Source organism: Bacillus sp. HMF5848, from assembly GCF_003944835.1.
Lineage (GTDB): Bacteria > Bacillota > Bacilli > Bacillales > HMF5848 > HMF5848.
On the sequence record NZ_RWIV01000001.1, the window covers coordinates 1,779,414 to 1,802,724 of the forward strand.

Below are 23,311 nucleotides of genomic sequence, written 5' to 3' on the forward strand. Positions count from 1 at the left end.
AGTCAGCTAATATATGTGTTTCTTGTAGTTTAAAAAACACATATTTGGATTTTTATGGTATGCTATATTATGTTTGCATAGAATTTTCTGAAATATCGCTCATAGGGGGTTAAGCTATGCTAAAAGGTCGTAAAATTAACAAGGTACTTGCTGCAAATCGTGGGGAAATTGCTATTAGAGTGTTTCGTGCGTGTAATGAACTGAACATTCGCACTGTCGCGATATATTCAAAAGAAGATGCAGGAGCATATCATCGTTATAAAGCTGATGAAGCCTACTTAATTGGTGAAGGGAAAAAACCAATAGATGCCTATTTGGATATTGAAGGAATTATTGAAGTTGCAAAAAACAATAATGTGGATGCTATTCACCCAGGTTACGGTTTTTTATCAGAAAATATTCATTTTGCTATGCGATGTGAAGAAGAAGGTATTATCTTTATAGGTCCTAATTCTGAGCATCTAGATATGTTTGGAGATAAAGTAAAAGCTCGGCAGCAGGCAATTAATGCAGGCATCCCCGTTATTCCCGGCAGTAATGGCCCAATACATAATTTAGAGGAAGTTCTTCAGTTCGGTTCTAAAAATGGTTATCCAATTATTATTAAAGCTGCTCTCGGTGGTGGCGGTCGTGGTATGAGAATTGTAAGAAACGAAGCAGGTTTGAAGGAAGCGTATGAGCGAGCCAAATCAGAAGCAAAAGCAGCATTTGGAAGTGACGAAGTATATGTTGAAAAGTTAGTCGAAAATCCTAAGCATATAGAGGTACAAATATTAGGTGATATGGATGGCAATATTGTTCATCTTTATGAACGAGATTGTTCAATACAAAGGCGTCACCAAAAGGTTGTTGAGGTTGCGCCAAGTGTTGGTTTGTCAGAAAGTTTAAGAATGCGTATTTGTGATGCGGCCGTTCAATTAATGAACAAGGTCCACTATATAAATGCAGGAACGGTTGAATTTCTAGTATCAGAAAATGATTTTTATTTTATTGAGGTAAATCCACGTGTTCAGGTAGAACATACAATTACGGAAATGATAACAGGTATAGACATTGTTCAATCACAAATTAAGATTGCTGAAGGGCATAATTTACATAGTTCGACTGTTGGTGTACCGATACAAGAGAAAATCATTACGCATGGCTATGCTATTCAATCACGTGTAACAACAGAGGATCCTTTAAATAATTTCATGCCAGATACAGGGAGGATAATGGCGTATCGTTCAGGTGGAGGCTTTGGAGTACGTTTGGATGCAGGAAATGGCTTTCAAGGAGCTGTTATCACGCCTTATTACGATTCACTCCTTGTAAAGCTTTCTACATGGGCATTAACGTTTGACCAGGCTGCAGCTAAAATGGTGCGAAACTTACGTGAATTTAGAATTCGTGGCATTAAGACTAACATCCCTTTTTTAGAAAATGTTGTGAAGCATGAAAACTTTTTAACAGGGAAATATGATACTTCATTTATTGATTCATCACCTGAGTTATTTGTGTTTCCGAAGCGAAAAGATCGTGGTACTAAGATGCTTACATATATTGGGGAAGTCACTGTGAATGGATTTCCGGGCATCGAAAAAAAGAAGAAACCAGTGTTTGATAAACCGAGAATGCCGAAAGTCAACTATGCGAACCAAATGCAAGCAGGGACAAAGCAGATTCTAGATCAATATGGTGCTGATGGCTTAGTGTCATGGATTAAAGAGCAAGATAAGGTGCTTTTAACAGACACAACCTTTCGTGATGCGCATCAATCCTTACTTGCTACACGAGTGCGTACAACAGACCTAAAGCATATTGCGGAACCAGTTGCTCATATGTTACCGGAGTTATTCTCCCTTGAAATGTGGGGGGGTGCAACGTATGACGTGGCATATCGTTTTCTAAAGGAAGACCCATGGGACCGATTATTAATTCTGAGAAATAAAGTGCCAAATATTTTATTTCAAATGCTTCTTCGAGCCTCAAATGCTGTTGGCTATAAAAATTATCCGGATAACGTTATTCAAGAGTTTGTAAAAAAGAGTGCAGAGGCTGGTATAGATGTATTTAGAATATTTGATAGTTTGAACTGGGTTAAAGGAATGACTGTAGCAATTGAAGCAGTTCGTCAATCTGGCAAGATGGCAGAGGCAGCAATTTGCTATACAGGAGATATTCTTGACCCTTCAAGATCTAAGTATGATTTGAATTACTATAAAAATATTGCAAGAGACCTTGAAGATGCTGGTGCTCATATATTAGCAATTAAAGATATGGCAGGTCTGTTAAAGCCACAAGCGGCTTACAAACTCATTTCAACCCTTAAGGAAACAATAGATATACCTATTCATTTGCATACGCATGATACAAGTGGGAATGGAATATTTATGTATGCAAAAGCGATAGAAGCGGGGGTTGATATAGTTGATACAGCCTTGGGTTCAATGGCAGGATTAACGTCTCAGCCAAGTGCAAGCTCACTTTATTATGCTCTTCAAGGCACAAAAAGACAACCTAACATAACTGTAAAGAATCTTGAATTAATGTCGCATTATTGGGAGGATGTTCGAAAATATTATCACGATTTTGAGAGTGGCATGAAATCACCACATTCTGAAATATATATGCATGAAATGCCAGGTGGTCAATATAGTAATCTGCAGCAACAAGCTAAAGCTGTTGGCTTAGGTGACAGATGGGAAGATGTAAAAGACATGTATCGCCGTGTGAATGGTATGTTTGGTGATATTGTTAAAGTAACACCATCATCAAAGGTTGTTGGTGATATGGCATTATTTATGGTACAGAACAATCTAACAGAAGATGATGTTTACGATAGAGGAGACAAACTTGATTTTCCTGACTCGGTAGTTGAGTTATTTGAAGGATTTTTAGGTCAGCCTTATGGAGGTTTTCCACGAGAACTGCAACGCATTATTTTAAAGGGGAGAGAGTCTATTCAAGTTAGACCAGGAGAGTTGCTAGACCCCGTTGATTTTGAAGTTGTTAAAAAGCAATTATTCCAAACCATTCACCGGCAAATCACGAGCTTTGATGCAATATCATATGCCTTGTATCCTAAAGTGTTTATGGAGTATGTAAAAACCGTAGAGCAATTTGGTGATGTGTCTGTGCTTGATACACCTACATTTTTGTACGGTATGCGTTTAGGAGAAGAAATTGAAGTTGAAATTGAACAAGGTAAAACTTTAATTGTTAAATTAGTATCTATTAGCCAACCACAGCCGGATGGATATCGTGTCATATACTTTGAATTGAATGGTCAGTCACGTGAAGTTATGATTAAAGACGAAAATGTAAGAGTAGCAATAGCATCTCGACCGAAGGTAGATTATAGTAAACCAGAACAAATCGGTGCTTCAATGCCTGGTACGGTCATTAAAGTTCTTGTGCAAAAAGGGGAAAAGGTTAATAAAGGGGACCATCTACTAATAACAGAAGCTATGAAAATGGAGACTACTATACAAGCGCCATTTACCGGTGTTATTAAAGACATATTTGTTGAAGATGGTGAGGCCATTCAGACGGGTGATTTATTAATTGAGCTTACTAGTTAAATATATATTTAAATCGAGAGGGTGTCCCAAAGTAAGTCTTTCGGGACACTCTTTTTTAAACGTATAGAAAGCTTATATAATTCTGAGCCTAAATGATTGTATAGGATGCTAACAAGAGAAACATACAAATGATTATCAAAAACATTATCGATGACTAGCGTATTATGTATACTCTTTTTCAAGAAATGTCTTCTTACCAATCTTAAACAAGTAACTACTTCCCATATGTTGGCGACACATTGGAGTTTGACTTGCAAACTATCTTATATGAATATAGTTTTGAGCATGTTTAAGGGAAGGTGACATAGTTTGACTAATAAAAGAGCTATTATATGGTTGCGAAGAGATTTCAGACTACAAGATAATAGTGCTATATATTATGCGCTTGAATGGGCGAAAAAACATAATGGTTATGTAAGTTTTGTTTTTCATCTGAATCCGGACTTCTATGAAAATAAAACAAATCAGAATGAATACTTTTTTAAAGCGTTATTACATTTTTCAAATCGACTAAGTAACTTAGGAATAGATCTGTATGTTGTATACGGTTCGTATCAGACGGTTTTTACTCGATTATTTGAATGGGCACCGGACATAAATTGTATTTTTTACAATAAAGATGAGTTGCCAAATGCAAGAAAAAGAGACCTTTGGGTTAATGAGTTTTGTTCATCAAAGGGCTGTGAAGTACATGAATTTGATGACTATCACTTACATGGTGCTAATGAGGTAACTAAACATGATGGCACAATGTATAAAGTGTTTACCCCTTATTTTAAATCATGGTCAATGTTACAAAAGCCAAGACCTAGGATTATTAATGAGAATGAGTTAGTTTTTTATTCAAAAGACATACCGTCAGCAATAAATGACAAACATTTACTTACCAACTACCCATATAGAAAAGAATGGGTAAATATAGGTGAAGAGAATGCGTTAGCCCAACTGCATTTATTTATAAATAATCGTATCGAAGCATATGGTAAAAATCGTAATTTTCCATCTGTTGAAGGAACTAGTAAACTATCGTCATTCTTAATAACAGGTGCAATAGCTGTTCGAACTATATACAGTGAGCTAGAAAATCTCACTCAATACAACAAGGAGAGTGTGCAAACATTTATCCAAGAGTTAGCGTGGCGAGATTTTTATCACATGATTCATGTATCAAATCCTTTGTGCCAAAGTGTTGAGATTAATGAGCAATATAGGCATATAGCCTGGTCTACAGACGAGCATGTGCTGAAAATATGGAGTACAGGACAAACCGGTTATCCAATTGTGGATGCTGGAATGAGACAATTGAATAATGAAGGATGGATGCATAACAGATTGAGAATGATAACAGCCAGTTTTCTAACAAAGGATTTACTAGTGGATTGGCGATTAGGTGAGAGCTATTTTAATAAGGTGCTTATAGACTATGAAGCTGCTTCTAATATAGGGGGATGGCAATGGGCTGCATCTGTTGGAACGGATGCTGTTCCTTATTTTCGAATTTTTAATCCTGTTACACAATCAAAAAAGTTTGACCAAGATGGTAAGTATATACGCAAATATATACCTGAATTGAAAGATGTACCAGATAAGTATATTCACGAACCGTGGAAAATGAGTGTTGAGATACAAAAGTTGTCCGGTTGTATTATTGGACAAGATTATCCGGCTCCAATTGTTGATCATGCTGTTCAAAGACTAAAGGCTATTCAGTTGTTCAAATCGGAGTTGTTAGATTGAATATAAAGAAATAAGGGAGCTGCGTGATTGCAGCTCCCTTATTTCTTTACAGTAAATTATTTCTGTGTATGACGTGTGCTTCTAGTTCCTAATAAAACAAGATAACTTAATACTCCAAATAGCAACGTTATAATTGTTGCGTGGCTGAGTGTAGAAGCTAAGTGAACCTTACTAAAAATTACAGAGGCACCTGAAATCACCTGTAAGATGATTAGTGTAAGAGATAATATCCATCCCCAATATATAACACGTTGGTTTTTATAGTGTTTAAATGCATGTAATGTTGCAATAACTATCCAAACGAATAGAAGAAAAGCAGCAAATCTATGTCCCATTTGTACCCACTGTATAAATGTAGAGGGCAATGAAAATATACTTTCATTTGAACATAATGGAAAATCAGGACAAGCTAAAAATGCTTTCTCATGTCTTACTAATGCTCCTGTATAGACTACGATGTAAGTATATATAATTACTCCGTATATGTGAAACCGCATTTTTTGGTCTAGCTTCAAGCTGTCTGCATCAAATTTCTTATCTACTTCGAAGATTAGAAGCATTAATAAAAATACAGCAGCGTATGATATAAGCGATATACCAAAGTGTAATGCTAAAACAACTGGTGTTTGTGGCCAAATAACCGCTGCAGCTCCTAACAATGCTTGAATGATAATAAATAAGACAGATGTGATAGCCAAGAACTTTGTTTCACGTACGTGTCCTATTTTACGCCATGACCAGATGGCTAGAATTAAAACAGTGATACCTGCTAGACCTGAAACGCCTCGATGTGAGTATTCAATGATCATTTCAAAGTTAAAGTTAGAAGGAACAAGTTGGCCTTCGCATAATGGCCATTCACGTCCACAGCCTAGGCTTGAACCAGTCTTTGTTACAAGGGCACCACCAATTAGAACAAAAAGCATAATGAGAGATGAAAAGACTGCTAGTATTTTTAAAAGGATGGGCAAGATAAATTCACCTTCTTAATATTAGATTATATAAATTATAAAAATAGAAAATTTATAATTTGTCAAATATTAGACAAAAAAGTATAATAGGAAACAAATACATTTATACAATAGTAAAAGTATTTTTACTCACACGCATTATCACTATTACAACTATCATTATAGTGGAAAATGTATAAAATTAATAATTGTAAGTTTTGTATATAAAATCAAAAGGATTTTCATATATAAAAATAATACTTTTTTAGATAAAATTAATTATATCATTTTTTCATTTAACATATAATGAATACAAGGGAATGTTCATTAATTAGACAAAAATTATTCAAGTAAAATTCACACACCTATTTTTTACATTATTGTTTTGAGTTGTTATTATAGAGTTTTTGGGGGATCTAGTGTATTATTTGAAGCGTAAAGGTAAATAATCTGCTGTGATTTATTTCACTTTTCTGCACAAAATCTTTTAAAATATGACATAATAGAATTCAGAGATAGAATAGAACAGTGGACAAAAGGAGGAGGAGAAGATGCTGCAATCGAGGGTTACAGTAGAAGCTAATAGTCTACCCGAGAAAGTATCACCCCATCATATAGAACAAACAACAAAATGGAAAGACTTTTTAGCGCTTATTAAAATTGGTATTGTTAATTCTAATTTTATTACAACGTTCACTGGAATTTGGCTAGCGCTTCATTTTAACAGCTTGGGATTCATAGAAAACTTGGATAAAGTTTTTCTAGCTACTCTAGGTTCAACACTAATAATTGCTGGTTCGTGTAGTCTTAATAATTTGATAGACCGAGATATAGATCCAATTATGGAGCGAACAAAAGGAAGGCCGACTGTAAAAGGTACCTTTTCTGGACCTTTTGTTTTAACGATTGGAATCTCCTTTATTACGTTAGGAACTATTGCATTAGCAATATCATCCTTAATAGCGGCTGGTATAGGCCTGCTTGGTGTATTTACCTATGTCTACCTTTATACGATGTGGACAAAACGTAAATATACAATTAATACCGTAGTCGGCAGTATTTCTGGTGCCATCCCACCATTAATCGGGTGGGCTGCTGTTGACCCTGACCTTCATTTTGTAGCGTGGGCATTGTTTCTAATAATGTTTATATGGCAGCCTCCTCATTTCTTCGCGTTGGCTATGAAACGGTGCGAGGAATACAGGGCAGCAGGCATACCTATGCTACCAGTTGTTCGAGGTTTTGCAGTTACAAAGAAACACATGATTGGTTGGGTAGCTTGCTTGTTACCGTTACCTTTTTTAATGACGAGTTTAGGAATCCCATTTTTAATACTAGCTACTTTGCTAAATGTTGGTTGGCTTACATTGGGGATATGGGGCTATCGACTGAATGATGATATAAAATGGGCTAAACTAATGTTTGTATACTCACTTAATTATCTGACTATATTGTTTGTAGCGATGGTTGTTGTTACGGTTGGGTAAACGGTTGTGAGCAGAAGTTGCTCACGACCTTACTATATTTTTTTCCTTCAAACATATAAATCGGGGGGAATTTTCACATTACATTGAAAGAGGGGTTTGATGTAGCTATGAAAAGGCTTACGAATTGGCGCGTTTTGACACTGTTTAGCGTCATGATGCTCATCCTGTCAGGCTGTGGGAAGCCGTTTTTATCAACTTTACAGCCGCAGGGTGAAGTTGCTAAAACTCAGTTTGATTTAATGATGTTAGCAACGATTATTATGGTCTTTGTCGTTGCGGTGGTTTCTGTGTTGTTCATTATTGCGGTAGTTCGTTACCGTGAGCGTGCTGGCGACAAGAAGGTCATTCCAAAGCAAGTAGAAGGTAATCACAAGTTGGAGATTATTTGGACAATTATTCCGATTCTCTTGTTAATTATTTTGGCAGTACCTACAGTTAATGCTACGTTTAGATTGGCGGATACATCTCCAATGGAGGCGGAAACAAGAGATCCAAATGCAGTTGTTGTTAATGTAACAGCTAAGCTTTATTGGTGGGAATTTGAATATCCAGATTACGGTATTATTACCTCTCAGGATCTTGTTATGCCAGCAGGGGAAAGGGTATATTTTAACCTAAAAGCTGCTGATGTAAAACACTCGTTTTGGGTTCCTTCTCTCGGAGGAAAAATGGATACGAACGTCGACTCTGTAAACAAGTTTTACTTGAAAGCTGATGAAGTTGGTATGTTTTACGGTAAATGTGCGGAGTTATGTGGTCCTTCTCATTCATTAATGGACTTTAAGGTTCGTGCGATACCTCGTGATGAGTTCGATGAGTGGGCTGAAAAAATGGCTAATGCAAAATCAGTCGCTACTACTGACTTAGCGAAAAAAGGTGAGCAGATTTATACGGAAAAAGGCTGTATCGGTTGTCACGCTGTTAATGGTGCAGCAGGACCTGGAGCTGGTCCAAGTTTAGCTAACTATGGTGACCGTTCTCGTGTAGCCGGAATCAAACAAAATAATGAAGAAAATTTAAAAGCTTGGTTAAAGGATCCTGAATCTATAAAACCTGCAAACTTGATGACTGGAAAGTATCCAGAATTGAGCAATGAGGAAATTGATGCTTTAACAGAATACTTAATGGGTCTTAAAGTTATGGACCTTGGAGAAGAGATAGAGCAAGTAGAATAGGGGATAACTGAGTAAGGGAGGATTCTAGTTCGTGAGTACATTAGCGCAAAAAAAAGGAGCAGGCGCTGTTATATGGGATTACTTAACAACAGTAGACCATAAAAAGATCGCCATCCTTTACTTAATAGCAGGAACAATTCATTTAATTATTGGCGGCTTAGAAGCGCTATTTATTCGATGGCAGCTATCTGTACCAAATAATGATGTAGTTAGTGCCGCTACCTTCAATGAACTTATTTCAGCACATGGTACTACTATGCTATTTTTCGCAGCTACACCATTGTTGTTCGCATTTATGAACGCTATTGTGCCCTTGCAAATTGGTGCACGTGATGTAGCATTTCCATTTTTAAACTCACTTGGATTTTGGTTGTTTTTCTTTGGATCCTTATTTTTCAACTTAGGGTGGTTTTTAGGTGGAATGCCAGATGCAGGATGGACATCTTATGCATCTCTAGCCATGGCTTCACCAGGACCGGGGGTAGATTTTTACGTTTTGGGTCTACAAATATCTGGTGCTGGTACATTAATTTCAGGTATTAACTTTTTAGCAACAATTATAACTATGAGAGCACCAGGTATGACTTATATGCGTATGCCATTATTCACCTGGACAGCATTTGTAACTTCGGCACTTATCCTATTTGCATTTCCACCACTTACAGCAGCATTGTCATTGTTAATGTTTGATCGTCTGTTTGGTGGTAAGTTCTTTGATATGATGGCCGGAGGAAATACCATTATATATGAGCACTTATTTTGGATTTTCGGACATCCGGAAGTTTATATTTTAGTATTACCTGCGTTTGGGATATTTTCTGAAATATTCCCGGTTTTTTCAAGGAAACGATTATTCGGATATTCTGCTATGGTTTTCGCTACCGTTTTAATTGGTTTTCTTGGATTCATGGTTTGGGCTCACCATATGTTTACCACTGGTCTTGGACCGACAGCTAATGCAATCTTTGCAATCGCGACCATGGCTATTGGGGTGCCGACAGGTATTAAAGTGTTTAACTGGATATTTACGATGTGGGGCGGAAAGATACGTCTGTCAACACCAATGCTATATGCAGTATGGTTCATACCATCCTTCGTAGCTGGAGGAGTAACAGGTGTTATGTTAGCCAGTGCACCTGCTGACTATCAGTATCATGACACGTATTTTGTTGTAGCACATTTCCATTATGTTATTGTTGGTGGTATTGTGTTTGCTATTTTAGCTGGGTTACATTATTGGTGGCCGAAAATGTTTGGCTACATGTTGGATGACAAACTTGGTAAACTTCAATTCTGGTTATGGTTTATTGGTTTCCACATGACGTTCTTTATTCAACACTGGCTAGGCTTGTGGGGTATGCCACGTCGCGTTTGGACGTATTTACCAGGTCAAGGTTTAGAACTTGGGAACTTAATTAGCTCTATCGGTGCTATTTTCATGGCATTAGGTACGATTGTTCTTGTTGTAAACATTGTGAAATCAACTATTAATCGCATACCTGCATCAAACGATCCTTGGGAACATGGTCGTACGCTAGAATGGGCTATTCCTTCACCACCACCAGAGTACAACTTCAAACAAACTCCGTTAGTACGTGGTTTAGATCCATGGTGGATTGAGAAGGTGGCTGGTAAAAAAGAAATGACACCGGCAGAGCCATTTGGTGATATTCACATGCCGAATGGATCATTTTTACCGTTTGTAATGTCTTTAGGTTTATTTATCTCAGCGATTGGTTTCTTGTATCGTCCAACCGAGGACTGGGGATTATGGGTCGGTATCATCGGACTTTTAATTACGTTTGGTAGTATGTTCTTACGTTCAGTCATTGACGACCATGGGTACCACATTCATAAGGAAGATATTGAGGCAGCAGAAAAGGGGGTTCGTAGCTAATGCATATTCAAGAAAAATTTACAGCTGAAACGTTCCCCGCTAATCCGGAGCGTGCGACCCTTGAAGGTAAAAATAAGTTTATTGGATTTTGGTTGTTTCTTGCAGGAGAAACAACGCTATTTGCATCATTTTTTGCAACGTATTTAGCTTTACGTAACTCTACCGGATCTGTAAAAGCCTACACGACAGCTGAATTATTTGATTTACCACTAGTATTCTTTGCTACTATGTTACTTTTGACTAGTAGTTTAACAAGTGTTTATGCAATGTATCATATGAAAAACTTTAACTTTAAAGGTATGCAGTTGTGGCTTGGTATTACTGTATTACTAGGCGCATCGTTCTTAGCTTTAGAAATCTATGAATTTAATCACTATGTACATGAATACGATCATACCTTTACAAGTCATGCTTTTGGGACAGCATTCTACTCATTAGTAGGATTACATGGTGCTCACGTAACTTTTGGTCTATTATGGATCGTTACATTGATGGTTCGTAATGCGAAGCGTGGTTTAGATTTATATAACGCCCCTAAGTTTTATTTAGCTAGTTTATACTGGCACTTTATTGACGTTGTGTGGGTATTTATCTTCACGGTCGTATATTTAATGGGAATGGTGGGATAAACTGATGGCGAATATTAATTCAAGTTCGGAAAATCCAAAGGTTGACCTGCAATACCGTCGCAAGAAAAATGCAGAGGATATGAAAAAACAGGTAGTTTCATTTGTTTTGATGATCTTTTTGACGCTTATAGCGTTTGCAGCGGTAGGATTTGAAGAATTATCGTTCGGACACTTTGTAGTACCATTTATCGTTGTTTTAGCAGCTATTCAAGTTGTGTTTCAGTTGTACTATTTTATGCACATGAGTCATAAAGGTCATGAACAGCCAACATTATTTCTATTTTCCGGTGTATTAGTTGCGCTATTAACAGTGGCTGCTATGATGACGTTAGTTTGGTGGTAAGCTGTAATCAGACAACAAATCGCAAAATGAAGACAGAATCAATGGAGAACCCGATGCATAGTTCGCACTCGGGTTCTCTTATTCTTATTAAGATATGTTATCTTTAAATAACAAGTCGTAAGTTTTGCATGTGCTTTTAGAGCATAATATAATATAGGCAAGCTATAATTGAAATCATTTATTTTAAAAGAGGGTGAGAGAATGGGGACATTGTCAATATTCGGGTTTCGCGCAATGTGGAGTCCTGAGTTTCTCCTTTTTACTGTTATTGTTCTTTTCTTGTATTTTATGTTAATAGGTCCTTGGAGATATAAATTTAAAAATCATGAAAAAGTCTCACCGTTAAAAATCTTTTATTTCTCAACTGCTCTTATTTTGTTATATATAATTAAAGGCTCGCCTGTTGATTTACTAGGTCACTTAATGTTCAGTGTTCATATGACACAGATGGCTTTTTTGTATTTAGCTATTCCGCCGTTATTGATTTTAGGCTTACCTAATTATCTTTTAGAAGCGATAGTGGATAGACCTATTGTTTCGCCAATGCTTCGTTTTTTCACTAAGCCTGTTTTGGCGTTAATCCTTTTTAATGGTTTGTTTTCTTTTTACCATATACCGTTTATTTTTGACACTGTTAAAACAGACCCGCTTCTCCATGCTGCTGTAACAATTTTAATTTTCTTGTCTGCTTTAATTATGTGGTTTCCATTGACGAATCAATTGCCAAAATGGAACACGCTAGTAGGAGTTAAAAAAATAGGGTATGTTTTTGCGGATGGTGTTTTACTAACACCGGCATGTGCGTTAATTATTTTTGCAAATACCCCTTTGTATGCAACGTATTATGATCCCGCTGTTTGGATGGAAGCGCTTAGTCTTTGTGTGCCAGGTGGTGTGTTAACTACTTTAAGTCTGACTGGACCAGAAATGTTTATGAATATGCCATTGATGCAAGATCAGCAGCTAGGTGGTGTTATAATGAAAGTATTTCAAGAAATAGTATTTATTTGTATTTTAGGCTATGTATTCTTTGAGTGGGTAAAAAGAGAACGAGTAAAAGATCAAGAAGAGTTAAACGCGTATTTAAATCCACAAGCTAGATGAAAAAATGACATAAAGGGTCATACTTCAAGAGTGCTATAGAATAGACTATTCTATAGTGCTTTTGTTTATATTCAAAAATTATCTTCATCTAACGCAAATATAAAACTATAAGGAGATGGTGTAATGCTTGAAATTATTACGAGATCATTGCTTGTAGTTCCTTGTTCGTTAGATATTGCCAAGTCGCTTGTACTACACCGTAATATTCTTGAAAAGAAATCTCCTATACTAATTCCTCATGAGTGGCCTTCATGGCAAGTACAATCATTGTTACCGCTTTATATCGAACGATTAGAGGCAGATAAATCCGAATACGGCTGGGGCATTTGGATTATGATTTTGCGTTCTAAAAAAACAATATGTGGAGATATTGTCATTGAAGGGAAGCCTGATCAAGATGGAGTAATTAAAATCACACACAATCTAGTAGATGATATTGTTGATTTATCACTAGCATATGAAGCTATTGATGCCATTATTGAGTGGATGATGATTACGCATGATGTAAAAAAAATTTATACAGAATGCAATGTGTCAAACCAAACAGCAATAAAAGTATTTGAAAAGCTAGGAATGAGATGTATAAATAAAGAAGGACGGTTTCTAGTTTGGGAAACGTGTGACATGATGTATTAAAGGTGGAGTTTCGTATGAGCGATATAAGACGATTGATAGTTGACGAGTACGAAGATTGTATAGAATTAGATGAATATGCATTTCAATATACATTGGATCCCCAAAAAACAGAAGAGCAGTTAATGAAGCTAAAGAACTATGAAATATTTGGTGAATTTCAAAAGAACAAACTTATTGCTAAAGCACACTTATTACCCTTAAATGTTTCTATTTTAAATAAAGAATTTTCAATGGCCGGAATCGGTTCTGTAGCCACATGGCCAGAATTTCGAAGACAAGGAAGTGTTCGACGGTTATTAGTGTGTTTACTCGCTGAGATGAATGAGGCAGGCTTTGTATTAAGTTATCTAGCACCGTTTAAAATATCATTTTATAGAAAATTTGGCTGGGAACTATTTGTTCAACGTAAAAAAGTGAAATTTGATGTTTATGAATTAATTCCATATCAAGCTGTTGAAGGTTTTTGTAAGCGTGTCCCTCGTCAGAATGTTGAAGTTCATGAATTGCAAAATGTGTATGATCAATTTATAAAAAAATATAATGGTATGCTAATTCGAAGTACTACTTGGTGGCATAATGAAATATTACATAGCACTTCGCTAGAGGTTGTAAAATACCATAATGTGAACAATCTAGTCGAAGGCTATATGCTTTATGAGTTGAAAGACAAAACGTTCTTTGTTAAAGAGCTTGTTTATATAACAGATGGAGCTCGAAGTGCCCTTTGGAATTATATTTGTCAGCATGACTCAATGATAAAAAATGTACAAATGAATGTAGCTGATGAAGAATTGCTACCATTTTTAATTTCGAACCCTCCTTTTTCTCAAACAATAGAGCCATTTTTCATGGCTCGTATAGTAAATGTAGCAACATTTTTTGAGACTTTTCCCTTTAATAGTTGTACTGATTCATTATTTGTTCATGTTGATGACGAATTTGCACCATGGAATAATGCAACGTATTTGATAAAAAATGGACAAGTAAAGAAGTTTGTAAAACAAACTGAGGGAGCCACTTGCTCTCACCCTCCAAAAAGAGGCTTAAGATTAAATATTAGTACATTAACGACTGTTATGCTTGGATATATTTCACTTCAACAGTTGTATTATGCTGGGAAGATTCAGGGAGACTTACAATCGCTTAAGGTTTTTGAAGCTATGTTGCCAAAGCAACCGACACATTTTCTAGATTTCTTCTAACTTCAAAGACAAAGGTTGGTACATTAAGTACCAACCTTGTTTATTATTAATTATCTTAAATTTATTTGCTGATTAAATTAAGCTGCATTTTTGTTATTACCAACGTTGATGTCTATTTTATATTTTAAATTTAAATTTTATAATACCTGCTTCTCTTGCTGAATTAAAGCCAATTAAGATTAAAGGTCCTATAAAAAAGCCAAGCACACCAAAAACGTTTAAGCCTAAGAACATGGCGATAAGTGTAGATAAAGGCGATAATCCGATATGACTTCCCATCACTTTCGGCTCTATTGTTCTTCGGATTATTAATAAAATTACAGCTAATATAGCTAATTTGACGCCAAGAGCGGTATTTCCTGTGAAGAAATGGAATAACGACCATGGAGCCATTACAATTATTGACCCTATTATAGGTATAACATCGATAATCCATATAATAATAGCCATCAAGAAGGCAACCTTAGGCTGAATCCATAAGAGACCGAGTAAACTCGCAATAAAAATTACTAAGCTAACTAGAAATTGAGCTTTTATAAATCCGAAAACAACGTAAGAAAGTCTAGATGTCATAAACGTAACTCTATCGGCTGTTTTTTCAGTTAGATGACTGTATAACGCTTCTTTTAATCTTGGTATTTCAAGCATAAATAAAAACAGTGAAATCAAGAAAACCAAGAAATTAATTAAGTAGTCAGGAATGTTAGTTATAAATCTTTTGAGGTTATCAATATTGACTGAGTTAGTTATACTATCTTTAGTTTTTAGTAAAAAATTGTCAACTTGCTTACTAACTTCATTTACAATATCAGGCGGCAAATCCTTAAACGCTAATTGAAGGTTTACTTCAGCATTTTCCCAAGCACGATTAATGTCGTTGATGTACGTTGGGGCGTTTTCAACTATTTGGACTGCTTCTGTAATTACTTTTGTTACTATAAAGTAACTAGCAATTCCAAAGCAAAGTACAAACAGAATAAATGTGATAAGGACAGCAAGCTGTCTCTTTAATTTTAATTTTCCTTGAAACAATCTTACTAGCGGCTCTAGAAAAAAAGCGGTTATAAGAGCTACTATTAAAGGTATAGATATGGGAACAATCCAAAAGAAAAATAGAAGAGCGATTGAAATGATAAAAACATACAAGGTGATTTTTTTCAGTAGTTGTGATGTCAATATAGTGCTCCTTTCATAAGTGTTGCTATAAATAAAAACGCATGAATAAGGCATCATGCGTTTTTAAATAAATTAATTCGCAATTGCATCTAAGCCTTTTGCAACTCTCTGTAAAATTTCCTCACAAGTTTTAATAAGATTAGGAGGGAAGTTTTCTCCTTCTCCGTACTCAACTCCGTGTGGGTAATAATGTTTTCCTAATAATGGTGCTAGAAGTTGAATAGTAGCGTGTTTAGCGCCAACATCGCCGTCAATAGCATAACCAAATATACGTAAATAGAAAGTTTCATCTTTTATTTCAAATTTTCGGTCGTATGTAACGCGTTCATAGTCCCATTGACCTGCTCTAACAAATCCATTTTCCTGTAATAAATCATCTACTCTTGATAAGTCTGCTTTTACATTTTCAATTGCTGAAGCTTGTAACTTCATTCTATCTCTCCCTCCCTGAATAACCAAAGCGTATCTAATTTAATAATAGTATGAACGGGCAGAAGTTGCAATGAATTGCTTTATTAAACAACAATATTATGTTGAAAAATTTTATGTTTTTTATGTGATATTTTAAATCGATTTGTAAAAACTAAAGATGAAAGGAGGGAACAAAGTATGAATAAAATTTTAACCTTTCTGTTTGCTATGGCGGTAGTATTTACTTTTGCTAATCCTCACATTGCAAACGGACAAACAACTGATACATATACCGTTCAAAGAGGAGACTCTTTGTGGAAAATTGCAGTAAAGTATCAAGTTGGCATCTCAGAAATAATATCTGCCAATCCTCAGTTTAAAAATCCAGATTTAATTTATCCTGGACAAAAAGTAACGATTCCATTATTAACTGGAGTTAAAAGTATTGAAAGTCAAGTTATGCAGCTTACAAATCAGGAACGTGCAAAATATGGACTTCCTGCTCTGAAAGCAGATTGGGAGTTATCAAGAGTTGCGCGTTATAAGTCTGCAGATATGAGAGATAAACGATATTTTGATCATACGTCGCCAACTTATGGTTCACCATTTACGATGATGAAAAACTTTGGTATTTCATATCGATCTGCTGCAGAGAACATTGCTGCAGGGCAAACAACACCGAGAGATGTTGTTAATGCATGGATGAATAGCTCTGGTCATCGTAAAAACATCTTAAGTAGTGGCATGACACATATTGGCGTTGGGTACGCTCAAGGTGGATCTTACGGACATTATTGGACACAAATGTTTATTGCTAAATAAGGGTGGTGGTATCACTGCCCTTGCTTTTTCATTTTCTTAAAGGAGTGATTGCATTGGAGAAAACAGTTCATGATGTTATGACAACAAATGTAGAAAGTGTGACTTTATTAGATAATGTTTTTGAAGTTGCTGTCAAAATGAGAGATCTTAACGTAGGCGCTATTCCTGTTGTGGACGAAGGTAAGCTCATTGGTATCATTACTGATCGTGATCTTGTGGTCAGAGGATACGCAGAAAAGCGCTCAGGCTCTAACGAAGTTAAAAATGTGATGAGTGATAAATTAGTGACAGTAAATGCTTCAACTACATTAGAAGAAGCTGCTAATGTTATGGCCGAACATCAAGTTCGTAGGCTACCTGTTGTAGAGGGTGACAAGCTAATCGGTATCGTATCATTAGGCGACTTATCACTTGAAAAAATGTCAGATCAAAAAGCAGGACAAGCACTTCATGAAATCAGTGAACCTTCATCGGATCAGATGTCACATTAAAAGCTAATATTAATACTTCTATAAATCAAGCTGTTCTAAAAGAACAGCTTGATTTAATTTGAACTTTAAATTGAACTTAGCTTACTTTCCTAACGAGGTGATAGACCCTTTTGTGCGTAATTCTTTAAAATCGAGAATCGCTGGACTTATCCATATTTTTAAAAAAAGATCGAAATATCCTTTCCTTGGCCGTTAAAACTAAAATCTATTAAAACACTCTACTAATTTGCATTCGGATGAATATTTAATAGCATGGTGAATATATTGTTACAAACGGCAACAGTTTTTTGACTAGGAGGATAAAGGGCGATGAGATATTTTAAAGGTCATATATTCATAGTTTGTCTAGTAATAATCATTTTATTAATAGGATTAAATGAAATAAGGCAATTAAATAAAAGTTCTATACCAGTAGCAAATTTAGAAACATCTACAGAGCATGTGGATAGTCAACCTGAACTTAAACAAAAAGAGACACCTTCAAAAAAAGAAAAATTAACGGGAATAAATTCGTTTATTGGTCTAACTAGTAAAGAAGTGATACAAAAATTTGGAGAGCCTACTAGGATTGATCCATCAGCTTATGATTACGAATGGTGGGTTTATAAAAATGATCTGTCTTCCTATGTTCAGTTCGGTGTTGAAAACGACAAAGTTGTAACTATATATGTAGTAGGAGAAAATATTAATGTTTTTCCTTTTAAAATAGGTGAGTCCGTAGAGGGGATTCTAGAAAAGCACTCTATTACACCTTCAATAGAAGTTAAACTTACTGATAGTACGTACAGATTTAATCTAACTCCTCAAGATATGTTAACTAAGCCTGTTGTAAAAGTTGATAACAATGTTTACGCTCAAATTTACATTGATACCATTACTGAATCAGTTTTAAGTATAAGGTATATGAATCAAGAGACATTAGTTAAATTAAAGCCTTATGAGTTGGTATACCGTGGTACACTTAGAACAGCACAAGATGTCTCAGCAGCAAAGTGGCGAGAAATTGAAAAAGGAAGCGCTTTGCAAATATTTGATGTGACAAATGTTTTGCGAAGTAGATATGGCCTACCTCCTGTCTTATGGGACGAGAAGACAGCAGAAGTAGCTTATATGCACAGTAAAGACATGAATGAATACAATTACTTTTCTCATACATCACCTACTGCAGGGGGATTATCTGATCGCCTTAAAAAAAATGATATTTTCTTTAAAATGGCCGGTGAGAATATTGCCGCAAAGTATGTAGATGGATTAGCCGCTGTCGCTGGTTGGGTTAATAGTGCAGGTCACCGTGAAACGATGTTTAATGGTGAATTTTCTCACCTAGGTGTTGGGGTATACGAAAGGTATTTTACTCAAAATTTTATTGAAGAATGGTCATAATCATGTAAGAAGCCGCGATACCTTGAGGTAGCGGCTTTTGAAGTTGGTGACAATCAATCAAACTCAAGCTGAGCTAGACTTCAACCTCTTCGAATAATAAAAAATGAGCCAGTGCTGTGTGCCATTAATACATTATCATCACGAAAGACTTTTCCTTCCACAACAATGATTTTTGTGCCCTTATGTATAATGGAGGCTATACAACGGAATGAATCACCAATACCAGGTGCAACATAATTTATCTTAATCTCAGTTGTAACAGCAGCAAGGTTCTCAGCTAACACTTTATGTGCAAGATTGCCCATGGCAGAATCGAGTAGAGTCGCTGTCATACCACCATGCACAATGTTTAATGAATTTGCAAGTAACGGTGAATTAGGAATAATAATCTCAAATGTATTTTCATCAATCATAGTTCCCTTCATATGTAACAAATTACTGATGTATGACATATTACTCTGTTTGTATGTTTTGTATATAGCTTCAATCGTGTCTCTTACTACTTGTTTGTCTCTTGCAGACCCATTTGTGAAAATTTCTTCTATCATCCTAAGTGAAGTTGTATTCTCCATTTTGTCCCCCATTAAAATTGTTTTTTTATATACTTCTTATTTTATATTTTATCAGAAATTTCAAAAATACAAAATTGGGCGAACCAACTATAGGTTGAATGCTTACGATATAGTAAGTAATTGTATTGATACGAGGTGATTTCCTTGGCAAAACAGCTTCATCCATCTGTTCAACAATTTAAAGAGTTTGTAAAGAACCATCCTAAACTAACGAAGGATGTGAGAGCGGGAAAGACGACGTGGCAGGAAATTTACGAAGATTGGTATATATTCGGCGAAGAAGACGAGAAATGGAACAGTTATAGAGCTGTGAATAGCAATGAAAGTAATGAAGATTCACAGCAAGAAAGTTCTGGTGTTATGTCGACTATTTTAAATTCACTTAAAAGTTTAGATGGTGAAAAGCTACAAGTGCAGATATCAAACCTAAATGGAGCTATTTCAGCTATTCAAAATGTTTTACAACAATTCCAAACAGACCAAAACTCTTCAAATAACACAAGCGGAGCAACACAAGATAACCGTTCGCCATTTGTGTTCCGAAAGGATTAACGTACATGCGTGAGGAAGTGTATACATTTCTAAAGTCAAACAAAGAAATCAAAAAATTTGTAAGGACTCAACCGCAATGGTATCGTCATTTGCTACGACGTCCAACAGAAACAGATAAGTTACAGCTTGCTGCTATGCAATATTATAAAAAAACAATCCCTGATAAAGTCGAGCAGTTTTCTCAATCAATAAATATGGCAACAATGATGATGCAAATGTTTCGAATGATGCGTGAAAAGGATTAATTTGGGTAGCCTATGATTAATAGGCTACTTTTTTTTACGGATAGGAAAGTATAAGTTTGTTTACCTAGAATAGTTTCTAGCTCCAGCGCCCAGCCAGTTTTTCATCTATGAATAATCTTCCTTGAGTATTTTGTGAAAAGCATGATATGAAATATGATGCTTTTCACAGCTCGAGGTCTTAAGCGGTCCCCTTCCGGAGGGAAGACCCTGCGGGGACGTCTTAAGTTGGTCGAGACTGACCAAGGTGCTTGCGCTTTTCTTACTCTAAAGGTAAATAGTTGAGACAAGAATAGAACTTCGCAAAAAGGGCTCAGCACTTGTTAAGGTCGAGTCGATTTAGGAAATAAGCAACTTTACTTTTTGTATGGAATTGTTCGTTCCTTAATCGGGCTTCTTTAGGGTGAGAATACATAATGTTCACTGATTTTTATTACTTATTCGAAAGGATTGATTACATTGAAAAAGCTATTAATTATTTTGAATACTGTTTATATGCTAGTTGGCTGTCAACAGGACAAACCAGAGCCGCAATCACTCATAATTCAACCTGTAGAGATTATTAATCACTCAGTTGATGTTATTCCTGTTACTGCAAAGTCTACCGGGAAAGAAAAAAGATCCATGACAATACGACACCATGTAAATAACAACGATGTATATGTTGAATGTATAGTTACAGACTTTTCCTTTCAAAAAGATAAACAAAATAATGTGGAGGGAGAGGGGCATCTAGTGTTGTATTTAAATGACCAAAAGCTAGACACAATTAAAACCGCTGCTTTCATTATCAAGGGCTTACCTAAAGGAACACATAAAATTAGGGTTGAACTTGTGCACAACAATAATAATGAATATGGTTTACAAAAGGAATTTACTGTCACTATTCCAGCAGAAGGTTAATTCCTCAATCTAACAATGAGCATAGCTAGTGTATCCAGTAAGGCTATGGTAAAATAAGAGACGGAGGTGAAGCTTTTTATGATAGCAACACTAGAAAAAGTGCAAATTTTAGATGAGGCAGATGGCCTTGCAAAAATGATCTTATCATCTGACGTAGCTGATCACTATCGTCATTGTTTATATATACTAAAGCATGATAAAAACGCGCAGTCTTTTATCAGTCAATTTATGAAAGCAAAAGACCAATTCGAAGATGTGCAGCGGTTCGGACGATATCATCCAGATTACAAAAAGCTTTCGTCTCAAGTACGTCAGCTTAAACGGGAGTTAGATCTTCTAGAGAGTGTTGCTAACTTTAAAAAAGCCGAAAATCAGTTACAGCATCTACTAGATGAAATTAGCGTCCTTATTGGTCATTCTGTATCAAAACAGATTAAAGTTGCTACAGGTAATCCCTTTTTTGATACAGGATCTAACTGTGGAACGGGTGGTTGTGGTACAGGTGGCAAATGTGGGTGTTCATGATTGAGTAGAAATGATAATAAAGAAGTGGGGATGCCTACTTCTTTTTATTTTGCTTGAAACGTATGCAGTCTTTGCAGAAATTACCACAACAAAACATCTTCTCTTGTGGCACATAAAAGCGATGGCGAAATACTAAAAGGTTATTCTCTTTTCTAATAAATACTGTCTCAAAGGTAATTTGCCTGTTATGTACAGCTTTTTTGCTGGACTGATGAATTATATCTATCCATTCATTTACAAGCAATTGCTTGCTTGTAGTTATATAAAGAAATGGTATACCTGCATGTTCTGTTTTGTGGAATTTTTCTACATAAGCATTTTGCTCTAGATGTCCAAAAAAGTCATTCCATACTGTATGTAAAACCATGATTTATCTCTCCGTTTTTTTAATTTTCATGACAAACATGGCAAGGAAAGATTGAAGTGTCTTTCATGCTGTGCTAGACTCAAATTAAGTTGTATATGAAGGGGAAAGACTATGATGATTGAATCTAAACGTCAAGGGATTATTGTGTACTTGCACAATTTAAAGCACGCCAAAATGCTACGAAAGTATGGGAACGTTCACTATATTTCAAGACGTTTAAAATACGTCGTATTGTATTGTGATATGGAACAAACGGAAGGTTTGATGCAAAAACTTAAGAGCCTTCATTTTGTTAAAAGAGTTGATCAATCGTACAAACCCTTTTTAAAGCTTGAATATGAGAATTCAAAGCAGGATAAAAAGGAAAAAGAATACGAGTATAAAATTGGTATATAAATATGAGAAAGGATTGAAGAGTATGATACTTCAATCCTTTTTGTAGTTAAGAGCTACTGACATCCAGCAACCCAGTAGGCTAGGAGTGAAGAAATAAACGAGGGCCTTCACTTTTTAGTGTTGGCCCTTCTCGCTGCTGAATGTTTGCTGATTTATTTAAGTTTATTTCAGTGGTGGGATAATATGGTTCAATCTTAAAACCCCTATTAAATATTGATAATATAAATTTCTTTCGGCAAAAAATAATGAAGACTTAACTGAAATATATGTAATGGGAACCTTTATCCTTTCACTCAATTCTTTAAATAAATCAAAACGTTTGCTGTTTTCTGGAATGCCTTCCCGACAAATGTAAAGAGGTTGAAAGTTTCCTGGATCTGTGGGCGTTAAAATAACTACTAAAGAAAAAACGTTTCTATTATTTATAGTAGCCTGCAACGCAAGGAGTTTTGTTATTCTATGTTTATTGTTGTTAGCAACTTCAAGTAATTCGTAAATATCAGAATACCCTTCGCCTAGTTCGATAAAGCGTTGTATCATCTGTTGCACCTCCACTTTCTTTTTATTTTACGTAATACAGTTATAATGACGCAAGTGGTTTGTGATTGTAAGATAATTTCCAACACTTTTAATGCTTGCATGACAAAAATACCCTGCAAGAGACCCTGCAGGGTTCCTTCTAACTTTGAATTATCTTCAAAACAGAAGGCAAAGGGAGAGGAGAAACCGGAGGAAGAACTTATGGGGA

At 35.7% G+C, this 23,311-nt stretch carries 24 protein-coding genes; 18 read left to right on the plus strand and 6 right to left on the minus strand.

What is annotated here, in order from left to right; genetic code table 11:
- Positions 1-116: 116 nt before the first annotated feature.
- A complete protein-coding gene (gene pyc / locus EJF36_RS08450) occupies positions 117-3,563 on the plus strand; it encodes a pyruvate carboxylase (RefSeq protein ID WP_125905896.1) in 3,447 nt (1,148 codons plus the stop codon).
- Positions 3,564-3,872: 309 nt separating this feature from the next.
- Positions 3,873-5,300: a cryptochrome/photolyase family protein gene (locus tag EJF36_RS08455; RefSeq protein ID WP_125905897.1), complete on the plus strand. Its 1,428-nt coding sequence runs from the start codon at positions 3,873-3,875 to the stop codon at positions 5,298-5,300.
- Between the two features lie 56 nt (positions 5,301-5,356).
- On the opposite strand, the gene EJF36_RS08460 is transcribed toward EJF36_RS08455, so the two are convergent.
- Complete coding sequence (locus EJF36_RS08460; protein ID WP_125905898.1) at positions 5,357-6,271, minus strand: COX15/CtaA family protein; 915 nt, start codon at positions 6,269-6,271, stop codon at positions 5,357-5,359.
- A gap of 530 nt (positions 6,272-6,801) precedes the next feature.
- Here EJF36_RS08460 and cyoE point away from each other — a divergent pair.
- From cyoE to EJF36_RS08500, 8 genes are all read left to right on the plus strand, one after another.
- A complete protein-coding gene (cyoE, locus tag EJF36_RS08465; protein WP_125905899.1) occupies positions 6,802-7,737 on the plus strand; it encodes a heme o synthase in 936 nt (311 codons plus the stop codon).
- Positions 7,738-7,844: 107 nt separating this feature from the next.
- On the plus strand, positions 7,845-8,912 hold the full coding sequence (gene coxB, locus EJF36_RS08470; protein WP_125905900.1) for a cytochrome c oxidase subunit II: 1,068 nt from the start codon (positions 7,845-7,847) through the stop codon (positions 8,910-8,912).
- Positions 8,913-8,943: 31 nt separating this feature from the next.
- Positions 8,944-10,809 (plus strand): cytochrome c oxidase subunit I, encoded by a 1,866-nt coding sequence (locus EJF36_RS08475; protein WP_125905901.1) that lies wholly within the window; start codon positions 8,944-8,946, stop codon positions 10,807-10,809.
- A complete protein-coding gene (locus tag EJF36_RS08480; protein WP_125905902.1) occupies positions 10,809-11,438 on the plus strand; it encodes a cytochrome (ubi)quinol oxidase subunit III in 630 nt (209 codons plus the stop codon). Before EJF36_RS08475 ends, EJF36_RS08480 begins: the two co-directional genes overlap by 1 nt.
- Positions 11,439-11,442: 4 nt before the next feature.
- Positions 11,443-11,781, plus strand: a complete 339-nt coding sequence (gene ctaF, locus EJF36_RS08485) for a cytochrome c oxidase subunit IVB (RefSeq protein WP_125905903.1) — start codon at positions 11,443-11,445, stop codon at positions 11,779-11,781.
- A gap of 201 nt (positions 11,782-11,982) precedes the next feature.
- Positions 11,983-12,885, plus strand: coding sequence for a cytochrome c oxidase assembly factor CtaG (gene ctaG, locus EJF36_RS08490; RefSeq protein WP_125905904.1), 903 nt, complete (start codon positions 11,983-11,985; stop codon positions 12,883-12,885).
- Between the two features lie 123 nt (positions 12,886-13,008).
- Positions 13,009-13,521, plus strand: coding sequence for a GNAT family N-acetyltransferase (locus EJF36_RS08495; protein ID WP_125905905.1), 513 nt, complete (start codon positions 13,009-13,011; stop codon positions 13,519-13,521).
- Positions 13,522-13,535: 14 nt separating this feature from the next.
- The gene (locus EJF36_RS08500; protein ID WP_125905906.1) at positions 13,536-14,723 is read left to right on the plus strand and encodes a GNAT family N-acetyltransferase; all 1,188 of its coding nucleotides are present in this window, start codon (positions 13,536-13,538) and stop codon (positions 14,721-14,723) included.
- 117 nt (positions 14,724-14,840) lie between these two features.
- On the opposite strand, the gene ytvI is transcribed toward EJF36_RS08500, so the two are convergent.
- Positions 14,841-15,899, minus strand: coding sequence for a sporulation integral membrane protein YtvI (gene ytvI / locus EJF36_RS08505; RefSeq protein WP_260471857.1), 1,059 nt, complete (start codon positions 15,897-15,899; stop codon positions 14,841-14,843).
- A 72-nt stretch (positions 15,900-15,971) separates the two neighbouring features.
- Positions 15,972-16,331 (minus strand): YugN family protein, encoded by a 360-nt coding sequence (locus EJF36_RS08510; protein ID WP_125905908.1) that lies wholly within the window; start codon positions 16,329-16,331, stop codon positions 15,972-15,974.
- A gap of 177 nt (positions 16,332-16,508) precedes the next feature.
- On the opposite strand from EJF36_RS08510, the gene safA reads away from it, so the two are divergent.
- The 3 genes from safA (at position 16,509) to EJF36_RS08525 (ending at position 19,006) form a co-directional block, all read left to right on the plus strand.
- Positions 16,509-17,132: a SafA/ExsA family spore coat assembly protein gene (gene safA, locus EJF36_RS08515; RefSeq protein ID WP_125905909.1), complete on the plus strand. Its 624-nt coding sequence runs from the start codon at positions 16,509-16,511 to the stop codon at positions 17,130-17,132.
- Positions 17,133-17,209: 77 nt separating this feature from the next.
- Entirely contained in the window at positions 17,210-17,623 is a 414-nt protein-coding gene (locus EJF36_RS08520; RefSeq protein ID WP_125908315.1) for a CBS domain-containing protein, read from the plus strand.
- Positions 17,624-17,932: 309 nt separating this feature from the next.
- Positions 17,933-19,006, plus strand: coding sequence for a CAP domain-containing protein (locus EJF36_RS08525; RefSeq protein ID WP_125905910.1), 1,074 nt, complete (start codon positions 17,933-17,935; stop codon positions 19,004-19,006).
- Between the two features lie 80 nt (positions 19,007-19,086).
- On the opposite strand, the gene EJF36_RS08530 is transcribed toward EJF36_RS08525, so the two are convergent.
- On the minus strand, positions 19,087-19,578 hold the full coding sequence (locus EJF36_RS08530) for a PaaI family thioesterase (RefSeq protein ID WP_125905911.1): 492 nt from the start codon (positions 19,576-19,578) through the stop codon (positions 19,087-19,089).
- 144 nt (positions 19,579-19,722) lie between these two features.
- On the opposite strand from EJF36_RS08530, the gene ylbD reads away from it, so the two are divergent.
- From ylbD to EJF36_RS08550, 4 genes are all read left to right on the plus strand, one after another.
- Positions 19,723-20,130 (plus strand): YlbD family protein, encoded by a 408-nt coding sequence (ylbD, locus tag EJF36_RS08535; protein ID WP_185806863.1) that lies wholly within the window; start codon positions 19,723-19,725, stop codon positions 20,128-20,130.
- 5 nt (positions 20,131-20,135) lie between these two features.
- Positions 20,136-20,375 (plus strand): YlbE-like family protein, encoded by a 240-nt coding sequence (locus EJF36_RS08540; RefSeq protein ID WP_125905913.1) that lies wholly within the window; start codon positions 20,136-20,138, stop codon positions 20,373-20,375.
- A 456-nt stretch (positions 20,376-20,831) separates the two neighbouring features.
- Positions 20,832-21,275: a hypothetical protein gene (locus EJF36_RS08545; protein WP_125905914.1), complete on the plus strand. Its 444-nt coding sequence runs from the start codon at positions 20,832-20,834 to the stop codon at positions 21,273-21,275.
- A gap of 78 nt (positions 21,276-21,353) precedes the next feature.
- Complete coding sequence (locus EJF36_RS08550; RefSeq protein ID WP_125905915.1) at positions 21,354-21,800, plus strand: YlbF family regulator; 447 nt, start codon at positions 21,354-21,356, stop codon at positions 21,798-21,800.
- 34 nt (positions 21,801-21,834) lie between these two features.
- On the opposite strand, the gene EJF36_RS08555 is transcribed toward EJF36_RS08550, so the two are convergent.
- Positions 21,835-22,167, minus strand: coding sequence for a hypothetical protein (locus tag EJF36_RS08555; protein ID WP_125905916.1), 333 nt, complete (start codon positions 22,165-22,167; stop codon positions 21,835-21,837).
- Between the two features lie 117 nt (positions 22,168-22,284).
- Here EJF36_RS08555 and EJF36_RS08560 point away from each other — a divergent pair, with 117 nt between their 5' ends.
- Complete coding sequence (locus tag EJF36_RS08560) at positions 22,285-22,563, plus strand: YlbG family protein (RefSeq protein ID WP_260471987.1); 279 nt, start codon at positions 22,285-22,287, stop codon at positions 22,561-22,563.
- A gap of 162 nt (positions 22,564-22,725) precedes the next feature.
- Here EJF36_RS08560 and EJF36_RS08565 read toward each other — a convergent pair whose 3' ends face one another.
- On the minus strand, positions 22,726-23,103 hold the full coding sequence (locus EJF36_RS08565; protein WP_125905918.1) for a DUF7147 family protein: 378 nt from the start codon (positions 23,101-23,103) through the stop codon (positions 22,726-22,728).
- Between the last annotated feature and the right edge of the window lie 208 nt (positions 23,104-23,311).